The organism is Mesorhizobium sp. Root552 (genome assembly GCF_001427285.1).
GTDB lineage: Bacteria > Pseudomonadota > Alphaproteobacteria > Rhizobiales > Rhizobiaceae > Mesorhizobium.
The window spans coordinates 99,712-112,439 of the sequence record NZ_LMFV01000001.1 but is presented as its reverse complement, the minus strand read 5'-3'; the positions used below and the strand labels follow the sequence as shown (position 1 = coordinate 112,439).

Genomic DNA, 12,728 nt, shown 5'->3' with positions numbered 1-12,728 from the left:
TTCCTATGGCGCGCCACGCCTTTGCCGGTCAGCACATCATGATCAGACAAAAGCGGCCCAGCGCCCTTTCAATGTCGCCCGTTCAGGCCCTTTGCTGGCTGCTGGCGTCGCTGCTGCTTTCTGCGGTCATTCTAGCGCCGAACCCGGCGGCGGCGCATGCTGCACTCATCAAAGCCGAGCCGGCAGATGGCACGGTCATCGCGACCAGCCCATCGGCGTTTTCGCTTACCTTCAGTGAGCCGGTGTCGCCCTTGGTGCTGACGCTGCTACAGCCCGACGGAAGTTCGCTGGCGCTGACCTCGTCGCGCCTCGACAGCCAGACAGTGGTGATCGCCAACCCGCAGCCGCTAGCCTCGGGTACGCATGTATTGAGCTGGCGGGTCGTGTCGGAAGACGGCCACCCGGTCGCCGGTTCGCTGCTGTTTTCCGTTGGCGCTCCCAGTGCCGCGCCACAACCTGCGGAGCCGGTGGATTGGCTGGTCCGCTCGCTTTTATGGAGCGCAAAGGTGGCGCTCTACATCGGGCTTTTCCTCGGCATCGGCGGTGCGTTCGCCATTGCATGGCTGGCCAAGGGCGGGCGCGAAGGGCAGCGCTTTGTGGTTGCGGCTTTGCTTGCCGGGTTATTGGCGGCGCCCGCTTCGCTCGGCCTGCAGGGCCTTGACGCGCTTGGCGCACGGCTGCACGGCATCGTCCTGCCGGCAGTATGGGAAACCGGCTTTGCGACCAGCTTCGGCTGGACAGTATTGGTCGCGCTGGCCGCGCTGGCGGCGGCCCTGCTTGGTTTGGTCTTGCCGCGCCTCGGCAGGCCGTTGACGCTTCTTGCCCTTGCCGGGGCGGGTGCCGCGCTTGCGGCCAGCGGCCATGCCAGCGCCGCCGACCCGCAGTGGCTGACGCGGCCGATGGTGTTCCTGCATGGCGTCGCCATCGCCTTCTGGGCCGGCGCGCTGGTGCCGCTCGGTCTTGCGTTGTGGCGCAAGACATCTATGGCCGGCATCTTCCTGCGACGCTTCTCGCGTTCGGTGTTGCCGGTGTTCGCCATATTGGTCGGCGCAGGCGTCGTGCTCGCCGTCATTCAGGTCGAGAAGCCGTCGGCGCTCATCGATACGGCCTACGGACGGCTCCTTGTCGCCAAGCTGGCGCTGCTCGCCGTTCTGTTCGCGCTTGCCGCCTTCAACCGCTGGCGGTTGACCGCTCCGGCCGGAAGCGGCGATGCGCCCGCCCGTACCCGCCTGGCCCGCTCAATCAGCGTGGAAATCCTGCTCGCCGTGCTGATCTTCGGCGTTGCCGCCGGCTGGCGTTTCACGCCGCCGCCGCGTGCGCTGGCCATCGCAGCCGCACAACCGGCGATCGCGCATTTCCATACGCCGCAGGCCATGGCTGAACTGACGATCACGCCGGGCCACACCGGTGAAGTCGCGGCCTCGATCCTGATGTTCGACGGCGATTTCGGCCCGCTCGATGCCAAGGAAGTGACGCTTGTCCTGTCGAAGCCCGATTCCGGCATAGAACCGCTGAAGCGGCCAGCAACCAAGCCCGGCGACGGGACGTGGCGCGTGGACAACCTCGTCATTCCCATCGCCGGAAGCTGGAATGCGCGCATCGACATTCTCGTTTCCGACTTCGAGATGACGAAGGTCGAAGGTCCGATCGATATCCGCCCTTGAAGGTATTTTCCGACCAAGTTCGATTGATCCAGATAGGTTAATCGATTGAAATTTACGGTGAACGGCGCAGTTGACGTGTTGACGGCAGCTTTCGCTCCGCTCAAAGATAGCCTGCCGGGTATGAATTCGGCGTTTGCGGAACTTGGAGATCGTGATGGGAAAAGCCGAACGGGGCTCGGCCGGGTCCGCTGTTTCATGGTCGTTCCAGCTCTACAGCGCCCGCAACTTCCAGCCATGGGAGAAGGTGCTCGACCTGCTTGGCAGCCTCGGCTATCGCGAGGTCGAAGGGTACGGCGGCGTTTATGACGAGCCTTCCTCTTTCCGTTCCGCCATGAACCGGGCAGGTCTTGCCATGCCGAGCGGCCATTTCGGCATCGAAGCGCTTGAAGGCGATTTCGATGGCGTGCGCGCCGTTGCCGATACGCTCGGCATCAAGCTCTTGATCTGTCCCTATCTGGAGGCGGACCAGCGGCCCCAGGACGCTGCCGGCTGGCGGCACTTCGGTGAACGTCTGGCCAAGGTCGGCGAGACGGCAAGGCGGCATGGCTATGATTTCGCGTGGCACAATCACGAATTCGAGTTCGCGCCTTTGCCGGACGGTTCCGTGCCTATGGACCACATTCTTGATGCCGCTCCCGACATCGGCTGGGAAATGGACGTTGCCTGGGTTGTGCGCGGCGGCACCGACCCGATGCCGTGGTTCGATCGTTACGGCGCGCGCATCGTGGCGATCCATGTCAAGGACATGGCAAGGCCGGGCGAGGGACTGGATGAAGACGGCTGGGCCGATGTCGGCCATGGCATGATCGACTGGCCTGCGCTGTTTGCCGCCGTGCGTTCCAGAACCAATGCCGGTCACTATGTCATGGAACAGGACAACCCGAACGATATAGCGCGGTTCGCGCGCCGCTCGATCGCAGCCGCCAGAGCATTTCCAGCAAAAGTGTGAAGCGGTTTTGCGTTCGGAAATGCGGTTAAAACAGAGAGACAAAGCGGTTCAGCGAATTCTTTGAGCAAGAACCGCTTTTGGACTTGGCAGGAGGCATAATTGGCAAAAGCTCTTGGCATCGGCGTTATCGGGTGCGGCAATATTTCGGCGACCTATTTCAAGTTCGCGCCGCTGTTTCGCGGCATCGAAATGCGTGCCTGCGCAGATCTCAACATGGCTGCCGCCAAGGCCCGAGCCAAGGAGTTTTCGCTTCGCGCCGAAACGGTCGAAGGTCTGCTTTCGGCCAGGGATATCGACATCGTCGTCAACCTCACCATCCCGGCGGTGCACCATGAGGTCTCGCGCCAGATCCTCGACGCCGGCAAGCACGTCTATTCGGAAAAGCCGTTCGTGCTGTCGGTCAAGGATGGTGTCGATCTCAAGAAGCGGGCCGAAAGGAAGGGCCTTCGCGTCGGCTCCGCTCCGGATACCTTCCTTGGCGGCTCGCACCAGCTGGTCCGCCATCTCATCGATACCGGCAAGGTCGGCGCGATCACCAGCGGCACCTGCCATGTCATGAGCCACGGCATGGAAAGCTGGCACCCGAACCCGGATTTCTTCTTTCAGCCGGGGGCCGGCCCGGTGCTTGATCTCGGACCTTACTACATTGCCGACCTGATCCAGCTCATCGGGCCGGTTAGGCAGGTGGCCGCAGTCACCTCGATCCCGGCCAAGGAACGCACGATCACCTCGAAGCCGCGCGCCGGCGAAAAGATCCCCGTCAACACGCCCACCACCGTGCACGGCATCCTGCATTTCGAGAACGGTGCGGTGATTTCGCTCGATTCAAGCTGGGACGTCTGGAGTCACGGCCATGCTCCGATGGAGCTTTACGGCGAAACCGGCAGCATCTTCGTGCCCGACCCGAATTTCTTCGGCGGCGAGGTGGTCTACACCAAGGGCGAAAAGCCGGTGAAGACGCCGCCGAAGTGGCCGCATCCGTTCGGCATTGCCAATGAGCGGCATCCTCACGGCATGATGGCGAATTATCGCACGGCCGGGCTTGCCGACATGGCGCTCGCAATCCTGGAAAGCCGTCCACATCGCTGCTCGCTCGAGCTTGCGCTGCATACGGTCGAGGTGATGACAGGCCTGCTGAAATCCGGCGAGACCGGCAAGTTCGTCGCCATGCAGACAAGTTGCGAACGTCCCGCCGCGCTTGGCGTCAGGCAGGCTGCCGCATTGCTACGAAGAGCTTTATAAGCCGCCCGCACGTCCGAAATCGACAGTCGCATCAAACCTGAAGGTGAACTCCATGCGGTATATTCCTGCCGAAAACCGCTACAGCGCCATGATCTACAATCGCTGCGGGCGCTCAGGCCTGAAGCTGCCGGCGATTTCGCTCGGCCTCTGGCACAATTTCGGCGATGACACGCCGCATCGCACCAAGCAGGCCCTGGTGCGCAAGGCGTTCGACCTCGGCATCACCCATTTCGACCTTGCCAACAACTACGGCCCGCCGCCCGGCTCGGCCGAGCTTGCCTTCGGTGAAATCCTGCGCACGGACTTTGCCGGGTATCGCGACCAGATGATCATCTCCAGCAAGGCCGGTTACGATATGTGGCCGGGTCCTTATGGGGAGTGGGGCAGCCGCAAATATCTGCTTTCCAGCCTCGACCAGAGCCTGAAAAGGATGGGGCTCGACTATGTCGATATCTTCTATTCGCACCGCTTCGACCCCGAGACGCCGCTTGAGGAAACCATGGGCGCGCTCGATCAGGCGGTGCGCTCGGGCAAGGCGCTTTATGCCGGCATCTCATCGTACAATTCGCAGCGCACCCGCGAGGCGGCGGCCATCTTGCGCGAACTTGGAACGCCCTGCCTCATCCACCAGCCCAGCTATTCGCTGCTCAACCGCTGGGTCGAGGAAGACGGTCTGCTCGATACGCTGGATGGGCTTGGCGTCGGCTCGATCGTGTTTTCGCCGCTGGCGCAAGGCATGCTCACCGACAGATATCTGAACGGCGTTCCCGAAGACAGCCGCGCGGCGCAAGGCAAATCGCTGCGCCAGTCTTTCCTCAGCGAACAGGCGCTTGCCAACATCAAGGCGCTGAACGCGATTGCCGGACGCCGTGGCCAGACGCTTGCGCAGATGGCGCTGGCCTGGGTGCTGCGCAAAGGCCGGGTCACCTCGGCGCTGATCGGCGCCAGCCGCCCCGAGCAGGTCGAGGATTGCGTCGCCGCTCTCGCCAATCTGGAATTCTCGGACAGCGAACTGGCCGAGATCGACACCTACGCTCGCGATGCCAACATCAACCTGTGGGCGCGGTCGGCAGAGCGCGAAGGTCCGCCGCGCAAATAGACGCGCTTCCACAAGCCTGAAAGTCGTCACTGCCCTGAAACGGTGGCAAAAAGTGCCGCGAATGGTTATGTCAGGTTGAGCCACGCGCCTTGCGTGTCGTGGCTGGACCCGAAGGCAGGATCATGGCGGCAAGGAATGCTCTGACAAAGAACCAGCTTTGCGTGCTGGAAAAGCTTGAGGCTGCGAGCGCACCGCTCAGCGCCTACACGCTGCTCGACCAACTTCGCGAGCGCGGTTTCCGCGCTCCCCTGCAGGTCTACCGGGCGCTCGACACGCTGGTGAAGGAAGGGCTAGTGCATCGGCTGGAAAGCCTCAATGCTTTCGTTGCCTGCGCCGAACCGCATGACCACAACCACTCGATGACTGCCTTCGCCATTTGCGACACCTGCGGGCAGGTCACCGAATTTTCCGACCATGATGTCGGTCACAAACTGGATGACTGGGTGCGCTCGACCGGCTTTGCCGCCAAGAAAGCGGTGATCGAATTTCGCGGCACTTGCGCCAAATGCCAGAAGGCCGCTGCCTGACGGCCTTCTAGCGCGCGGTCGTCCACGCAAACCATAGCGCGACAATAGCCAGCAGCGCCGATAGCACGCGCCGCGCGATGCGTTCGCGCTTCGGATCGTTGAGGAAGGGTTCCAGCGAGCCGGCAAGAATGACGATCACGGCGTGAACGACCGTTGCTACCGCGACATAGATCGCCGTCAGCAGGGCGGTCTGGGCCAGCACCGGCTTGCCCGCCTCGACAAAGGTCGGCAGCACCGCGACGTAGAATACGGCCGCCTTCGGGTTGAGCAGGTTGGTCATCAGGCCGCGAATGAAATAACGCTCGTGATCGACGCTGCTTGCCGAGACGATATCTGTTCCCGCGCTCCAGCCTTCCCAGGCGAGGTAGAGCAGGAACAGCACGCCGGCCCAGCGCAGCGTCTCATAGGCAAGAGTCGATGCCTGGATCAGCTCGGCCACGCCGAAACCTGCAATCGCACCAATGATCGCCAGTCCGAGCGCGATGCCCGCCACGGTCGCAAAGCCAGCGCGGCGGCCATCCTGCGCCGACACCAATGCCAGATAGGTCATGTTAGGGCCCGGCGTCAGTTCGATCAGGAATGACGCCAGTGCAAAGGAGGCAAGGGTTTCCGGCGAGACAGCTAGCAAATCGGCCTCAATGCGCCTCGTCCCAGTTGTCGGCGGCGCGCGCATCGACCTGCAGCGGCACCGAAAGAGAAGCAGCCGGCATCGCCGCATTCTCCATGACGGAACGCACCACCGGTATCGTCGCCTCCACTTCGGCTTCGGCGGTTTCGAAGATCAGTTCGTCGTGAACCTGCAAAAGCATTCGCGCAGACAAACCCGCATCGGAAAGCGCGTCGTCCATGCGCACCATGGCGCGGCGGATGATGTCGGCTGCCGTGCCTTGCAGGCGCGCATTGATCGAGGCCCGCTCGTTGAAGGCCCGTACTGAGGGGTTGGACGAGCGAATTTCGGGATAGTGGACCCGCCGGCCGAACACGGTTTCGATATAGCCGTTTTCGCGGGCGTAGGCCTTCGTCGTCTCGATATAGTCGCGAATGCCGGGGAAGCGTTCGAAGTATTTCTTGATATACGCGCCCGCTTCCTCGCGCGGAATGGACAACTGGTTGGCGAGGCCGAAGGCGGAGATGCCGTAGATGATGCCGAAGTTGATCGCCTTGGCACGCCGGCGCACTTCCGACGGCATGCCTTCGATCGGAACGCCGAACATTTCCGACGCGGTGGCGGCGTGGATGTCCGCCCCGTCGGCGAAGGCCTGCTTCAGTTGCGGAATGTCGGCGACATGGGCCAGCACGCGCAGCTCGATCTGGCTGTAGTCGGCGGAAATCAGCCGGTTGCCCTTTTCCGCGATGAAGGCGGTCCTGATCTTGCGCCCTTCCGCCGTGCGCACCGGAATGTTCTGCAAATTGGGATCCGATGAGGACAGCCGCCCGGTCGTCGTCGCCGCGAGCGCATAGGAGGTATGTACGCGCTTGGTCTCAGGGTTCACGAAACCGGGCAGGGCGTCCGTGTAGGTCGATTTCAGCTTGGTCAACTGGCGCCAGTCGACGATCTTGCGCGGCAACTCGTGGCCTTCTGCGGCGAGGTCTTCCAGCAGTTGCGCCGAGGTCGACCATTGCCCCGTCTTGGTCTTGGAGCCGCCGGGCAGGCCCATGCGTCCGAACAGGATATCGCCAAGCTGCTTGGGCGAGCCGATGTTGATGCGCTCGCCGATCAGTCCGTAGATTTCCTCTTCCAGCCGCGCCGCGCCTTGCGCCAGTTCGCCGGAAAGCCTGGACAGGATCTGGCGGTCCACCGTTATGCCGCGCTGTTCCATCTTGGCCAGCACCGGCACGAGAGGCCGTTCCAACCGCTCGTAGACGGAGACCAGTCCCTTCGCGGCGAGGCGCGGTTTCAGCACTTGCCATAGCCTGAGCGTCACATCGGCATCTTCGCCCGCATAGGCAGTCGCCTTGTCGATATCGACCTGGTCGAAGCCGATGAAGCTCTTGCCGGAGCCCGCCACGTCCTTGAAGGGGATGGTCTTATGGCCGAGCCATTTTTCCGACAGCGCGTCCATGCCGTGGCCGCCGGACGTGCCGGCGTCGAGAGCGTAGGAAATCAGCATCGTGTCGTCGTAGGGCGCGACCTCGATGCCGTAGCGGTTCATGATCACGAGGTCGTATTTCAGGTTCTGCGCGATCTTGAGGACCGACTTGTCCTCGAGCAGCGGCTTCACTGCCGCCAGCGCTTCGCGAATGGGGATCTGGTTTTCAACCAGCCCACCGCCGAGCAGGTCGTCCTGCCCCTTCTTGTGGGCAAGCGGCACATAGGCGGCACGGCCCGGACGGGTCGCAAGCGAGAAACCGACCAACTCCGCCTGCATCGGATCGAGCGATGTCGTCTCGGTATCGAAGGCGACGAGCCCGGTTTCCAGTGCGTCCGCAACCCATACCTTCAGGGTGGCCAAGTCGCGGATGGCGATATACGCGCTGGTGTCGATCTTTGCCGCAACCGCTGCTTCGGAACGAAGCGCGGAAAGCAGGGAAGGGGTGTCGCCGCCTTCACTGCGCAGCGCCGGGCTGGGGGTGGCATCCCCATTGTCGCTGCCGCCGCCGGTGTCTTCGGCACGGCCCTCCTGCGAGGGGGGGGTAGAGCCTGCGCCCACATCCGGCCCATGTGCCGTATCGGCGCGCTCGACCGGCACATCCGCCGCCTCGATCTCGCTCACCTCGGTGCCCGTCGCCTCGCCCACGCGGCGCGTCAGCGTCGAAAATTCCATGGCCTTCAGGAAGGCGACAAGCTTCGGCCCGTCGGATGGCTCCAACTGGAAGCTGTCCGGCAGTTCCGTTACCGGAACGTCCCGCTTCAACGTCACCAGTTGACGCGAAATGCGCGCCTTGTCGGCATTGTCGATGATCGACTGGCGGCGCTTGTCCTGCTTGATCTCGCCTGCACGGGCCAGAAGTGTGTCGAGATCGCCGAACTGCTCCAGCAATTGCGCAGCCGTCTTCGGGCCAATGCCCGGCACGCCCGGCACATTGTCGACCGAGTCGCCGGTCAGCGCCTGCAAGTCGATCATTTTTTCCGGCGGAACGCCCCATTTCTCGATCACTTCCGGGATCGAGATCTGGCGGTCCTTCATCGGGTCGTACATCGAGATCGTCGGCCGCACCAACTGCATCAGGTCCTTGTCGGACGAAATGATGGTGGCATCCGCGCCGGCTTCTTCCGCCATGCGGCAGTAGGTTGCGATGAGGTCGTCGGCCTCGAAGCCTTCCATTTCGACGCAAGGCAAGCTGAAGGCGCGCGTGGCATGGCGGATAAGGCCGAATTGCGGGATCAGGTCTTCGGGCGGAGCCGAGCGGTTCGCCTTGTATTCGGGGTAAAGGTCGTTGCGGAACGTCTTCGACGAATAGTCGAAAATCACGGCAAAATGCGTCGGTGTCACGCCCACCTCGGTGTCGCGGGCGTCGCGCATCAGCTTCCACACCATGTTGCAGAAGCCGAGCACCGCATTGGTCGGCAGGCCGTCGGATTTGCGGTTCAGCGGCGGCAGCGCATGGTAGGCGCGGAAGATGTAGCCGGAGCCGTCGACAAGGAAGAGATGATCGCCTTTTTTCATGGCCGAATGGATAGCGTGATGCTGCTTCGCGGTCCATCGCAAAGGCAGTTTCGCTGTAGCCAGCCGTCAACTTCCTGACAGCAAAAACTCAATCACGTCCATGTTACAAACTTGTAATCTTCGTGCCCTTGAATCGCCACGTTCGAATCCACAGATAGATGTCATCGGCAATTTTCGCCGAAGTCCGGAGTTAGGCCCGTCCCCCGCCGATACCGGACAATGCGGCAGCCTATCCCCCTCTCCGGGCTGCCGCACCGTTTGAGTAACGCCGCCGTGGTTTCCCCCTCCGCCACGGCGGCATTTTTTTGCCCTCCACGCAGCCTTGTTGGCTGGCTCAATGCCGGTGGGCTTTTCGTTTTCGCGATGTCGCTTTAGGGTGCCGCCGCAGAATCGAAAGGCTTTTCCAAAAATGTCCGCACTTGCACCCGTACTCGATCGCCTCGACCAGTCGCTGGACCAGTCGCTCGGTCGCTTGTTCGATCTCTTGAAGGTCAAGTCGATCTCGACCGATCCGGCCTACGCAGCCGAGTGCCGCAAGGGTGCAGAATGGCTGGTCGCGGATCTCAAGACCATCGGCTTCGATGCCAGTGTGCGCAACACGCCCGGTCATCCGATGGTCGTCGCCCATCACGACGGTCCTGCCGGCAGCCCGCATGTGCTCTTCTATGGTCACTACGATGTCCAGCCGGTCGATCCGCTCGAGTTGTGGGATAGCGACCCGTTCGCGCCGGCGATCAAGGAAATCGGGCCGGACCACAAGGTCATTACCGGTCGCGGTTCGGCTGACGACAAGGGCCAGTTGATGACCTTCGTCGAAGCCTGCCGCGCCTGGAAGGCCGTGCACGGCGGCCTGCCGTGCAAGATCACGCTTCTGTTCGAAGGCGAGGAGGAGTCCGGCTCGCCATCGCTGAAGCCGTTCCTTGAAGCAAATGCGGCTGAATTGAAGGCCGATTTCGCGATGGTCTGCGACACGGGCATGTGGGACCGCGATACGCCTGCCATCTCGACGGCGCTGCGCGGTCTCGTCGGCGAGGAAATCACCATCCACGCCGCTAACCGCGACCTGCATTCGGGCGAGTTCGGCGGCGCCGCCGCCAACCCGATCCGCATCCTGGCCAGGATTCTCGCCGACATTCACGACGACACGGGTCGCGTCACCATTCCCCGCTTCTATGACGGCGTCGAGGAAACCCCCTCGCAGGTTTTGAAATCGTGGGAATCGCTCGGCGAAACGGCAGACGATTTCCTCGGCCCCATCGGGCTTTCGGTTCCTGCCGGCGAAAAAGGCCGCTCGGTGCTCGAACTGGTTTGGGCCCGCCCGACCGCCGAGTTCAACGGCATCACCGGCGGCTACACCGGCAAGGGCTTCAAGACCGTCATCGCGGCGCAGGCGTCGGCCAAGGTGTCGTTCCGCCTCGTCCACAAGCAGAACCCGGACAAGATCCGCGCCGCCTTCCGCAAGTTCGTCGAGGAGCGGCTGCCGGCCGATTGCTCGGTGGAATTTCACAAGCATGGCGGTTCGCCCGCAATCCAGCTCTCCTATGACTCGCCTTTCCTGACTAAGGCCAAGCAGGCCCTGTCGGACGAGTGGCCGAAGCCCGCCGTGATGATCGCCATGGGCGGCTCGATCCCGATCGTCGGCGACTTCCAGACCTATCTCGGCATGGAATCGCTTCTCGTCGGTTTCGGCCTCTCCGACGACCGCATCCATTCGCCCAACGAGAAGTATGAGCTTTCTTCATTCCACAAGGGGCAGCGTTCCTGGGCGCGCATCCTCGACGCGCTGACACGGTGAGATGGTCATGACGAGCAGCAATATCCGCTTCCACAAGGGCGATCTTCCCGACCTTTCCAACTACGATGTCGATGCGGTTGCCATCGACACCGAGACGCTGGGGCTGAACCCGCATCGCGACCGCTTGTGCGTGGTGCAGATTTCGCCGGGCGACGGCAGCGCCGACGTCATCCAGATCGCGGCAGGTCAGAAACGCGCGCCGAACCTCGTCAGCCTGTTGCGCAACCGCAAGGTCACCAAGCTGTTCCATTTCGGGCGCTTCGATATCGCTGTGCTCTACCAGGCCTTCGGCGTCATGGCCGAGCCGGTTTTCTGCACCAAGATCGCCTCGCGGCTCACCCGCACCTATACTGATCGCCACGGGTTGAAGGACATCTGCAACGAATTGCTGGGCGTCAGCCTGTCCAAGCAGCAGCAGTCGTCGGATTGGGCGGCAGAGACGCTTTCGCCCGAACAACTCGAATATGCGGCTTCCGACGTGCTCTACCTGCACCGACTGCGCGATGTGCTGGCCGGGCGCCTTGCGCGCGATGGCCGCACCAAGGAGGCCGAAGCCTGTTTCCGCTTCCTGCCGACCCGTGCGAAGCTCGACCTGATGGGCTGGGAAGAAGAAGATATCTTCGCCCATAGCTGAGGGCGGAACTTCTTTTACGCTGTGGCGTTGTGTGCCGGTCAGAAGAGGGGGATGAACATGCCCGAGCGTCAGCCGATTTCCACCGCGCCCAAGGACGGGTCGAAGGTCACCGTCTACTGGACGGATGGCGATGGCGTCATGAACGAATCGCCGGCGCGCTTTGATGCCGCCGATGGTGCGTGGTGGGCCTATACCGACAGCAGCACGCAAAAGAAAATCGAGCCGACAAGCTGGCGTCCCGCTTCGTCCGATGACGAGGAAGACTAGTGATCCATAGCGGTCCGGATCGCCGAATGTAAGTGCTGGCGGCGTTGCCAGCTTTCCCATACCTTATGACTGTTGAAACTGGAGGTTGATTCGGAGCGCTGCTTCGCCTCAACCGTTTGTTCTCGGAGGGAATGCAATGGGTGCGGAAAGTCTCATCATATTCCTTATCATCGGGGCGATTGCCGGCTGGCTGGCCGGTCTCATCGTCAAGGGCTACGGCTTCGGCCTGCTCGGAAACATCGTCGTCGGCATCGTCGGCGCTTTCATCGCCGGCTGGCTGTTCCCGACAATCGGCCTTGCCTTTGGCGGCGGTATCGTAGCAGCAATCATTCACGCCACCCTTGGCGCGGTGATCCTGCTGTTCCTGATCCGACTGGTCAAATCCGCCTGAATTATCCGCGAAGGAGCGCGCCTTTGAACAGGAATACGCTTTACCTCGTCATCGGCGCGCTCGTCGTCGCGGTCATCGTTCTCGGCGTCTACGTATATCGCGAGGAATCGAAGCCGTCCGGCGTCGAACTCAAGATCGACGACAGCGGTATATCGATACAGCAGAACTGAATAAAATTTCGCCGCCTTAAGGCGGCGATATTGCTGCGCCTGGTGTGCGGCGCACCCTTGTCTTTTTCCTAGCCTACCGCGCGTCTTTGCCCGGCGTACCGGTCGGCCACGACCGGTGACGGTCCGCCGTCGATCAAAAGCCCGGTGATGCGGGCGAAGCCGGCAAATGATTTCCTCGCCTCCTCGGCGCTCATCTGGGCAGCCATTGCCGCGGAACAGCAGTTCAAGGCACAACGATAGACCGGACCACGACGGCCAACGGGCCATTCGCGCAGGAATACCATCGCTTCTACGACATTATCGATCTCCTCGACCGATTGACCGGGTCCTCGTGAAACGCGGACAGGCGAGAAGAATTGCAGGCGATCCATCAAACACCTCC

The 12,728-nt window shown here is 62.3% G+C and carries 13 protein-coding genes; 10 read left to right on the top strand and 3 right to left on the bottom strand.

What is annotated here, in order from left to right; all coding sequences use genetic code 11:
* The first annotated feature begins 38 nt into the window (after window positions 1-38).
* The 5 genes from ASD50_RS00565 (at window position 39) to ASD50_RS00545 (ending at window position 5,481) form a co-directional block, all read left to right on the top strand.
* The gene (locus ASD50_RS00565; RefSeq protein ID WP_056234726.1) at window positions 39-1,664 is read left to right on the top strand and encodes a copper resistance CopC/CopD family protein; all 1,626 of its coding nucleotides are present in this window, start codon (window positions 39-41) and stop codon (window positions 1,662-1,664) included.
* Window positions 1,665-1,818: 154 nt separating this feature from the next.
* On the top strand, window positions 1,819-2,613 hold the full coding sequence (locus tag ASD50_RS00560; protein ID WP_056234723.1) for a sugar phosphate isomerase/epimerase family protein: 795 nt from the start codon (window positions 1,819-1,821) through the stop codon (window positions 2,611-2,613).
* A 99-nt stretch (window positions 2,614-2,712) separates the two neighbouring features.
* Window positions 2,713-3,855, top strand: coding sequence for a Gfo/Idh/MocA family protein (locus ASD50_RS00555; protein WP_056234254.1), 1,143 nt, complete (start codon window positions 2,713-2,715; stop codon window positions 3,853-3,855).
* Between the two features lie 52 nt (window positions 3,856-3,907).
* Window positions 3,908-4,954 (top strand): L-glyceraldehyde 3-phosphate reductase, encoded by a 1,047-nt coding sequence (gene mgrA / locus ASD50_RS00550; RefSeq protein ID WP_056234251.1) that lies wholly within the window; start codon window positions 3,908-3,910, stop codon window positions 4,952-4,954.
* A gap of 122 nt (window positions 4,955-5,076) precedes the next feature.
* A complete protein-coding gene (locus tag ASD50_RS00545; protein WP_056234247.1) occupies window positions 5,077-5,481 on the top strand; it encodes a Fur family transcriptional regulator in 405 nt (134 codons plus the stop codon).
* A 7-nt stretch (window positions 5,482-5,488) separates the two neighbouring features.
* On the opposite strand, the gene ASD50_RS00540 is transcribed toward ASD50_RS00545, so the two are convergent.
* Window positions 5,489-6,109, bottom strand: coding sequence for a LysE family translocator (locus ASD50_RS00540; RefSeq protein ID WP_244484390.1), 621 nt, complete (start codon window positions 6,107-6,109; stop codon window positions 5,489-5,491).
* Window positions 6,110-6,116: 7 nt separating this feature from the next.
* Window positions 6,117-9,089 carry a DNA polymerase I gene (gene polA, locus ASD50_RS00535; protein ID WP_056234238.1) on the bottom strand — a complete coding sequence of 991 codons (2,973 nt, stop codon included), beginning with the start codon at window positions 9,087-9,089 and terminating at the stop codon, window positions 6,117-6,119.
* Window positions 9,090-9,498: 409 nt separating this feature from the next.
* Here polA and ASD50_RS00530 point away from each other — a divergent pair, with 409 nt between their 5' ends.
* The 5 genes from ASD50_RS00530 (at window position 9,499) to ASD50_RS23455 (ending at window position 12,346) form a co-directional block, all read left to right on the top strand.
* A complete protein-coding gene (locus ASD50_RS00530) occupies window positions 9,499-10,884 on the top strand; it encodes a M20/M25/M40 family metallo-hydrolase (RefSeq protein WP_056234235.1) in 1,386 nt (461 codons plus the stop codon).
* A 7-nt stretch (window positions 10,885-10,891) separates the two neighbouring features.
* Complete coding sequence (locus ASD50_RS00525) at window positions 10,892-11,518, top strand: ribonuclease D (protein WP_056234720.1); 627 nt, start codon at window positions 10,892-10,894, stop codon at window positions 11,516-11,518.
* A gap of 57 nt (window positions 11,519-11,575) precedes the next feature.
* Window positions 11,576-11,785, top strand: a complete 210-nt coding sequence (locus ASD50_RS00520) for a hypothetical protein (RefSeq protein WP_056234717.1) — start codon at window positions 11,576-11,578, stop codon at window positions 11,783-11,785.
* A 136-nt stretch (window positions 11,786-11,921) separates the two neighbouring features.
* Window positions 11,922-12,176: a GlsB/YeaQ/YmgE family stress response membrane protein gene (locus tag ASD50_RS00515; protein ID WP_056234232.1), complete on the top strand. Its 255-nt coding sequence runs from the start codon at window positions 11,922-11,924 to the stop codon at window positions 12,174-12,176.
* Between the two features lie 23 nt (window positions 12,177-12,199).
* Window positions 12,200-12,346 carry a hypothetical protein gene (locus ASD50_RS23455; protein WP_156464880.1) on the top strand — a complete coding sequence of 49 codons (147 nt, stop codon included), beginning with the start codon at window positions 12,200-12,202 and terminating at the stop codon, window positions 12,344-12,346.
* A 68-nt stretch (window positions 12,347-12,414) separates the two neighbouring features.
* Here the strand turns inward: ASD50_RS23455 and ASD50_RS00510 are convergent, their stop codons facing one another.
* Window positions 12,415-12,717 carry a DUF982 domain-containing protein gene (locus ASD50_RS00510; RefSeq protein ID WP_056234228.1) on the bottom strand — a complete coding sequence of 101 codons (303 nt, stop codon included), beginning with the start codon at window positions 12,715-12,717 and terminating at the stop codon, window positions 12,415-12,417.
* Between the last annotated feature and the right edge of the window lie 11 nt (window positions 12,718-12,728).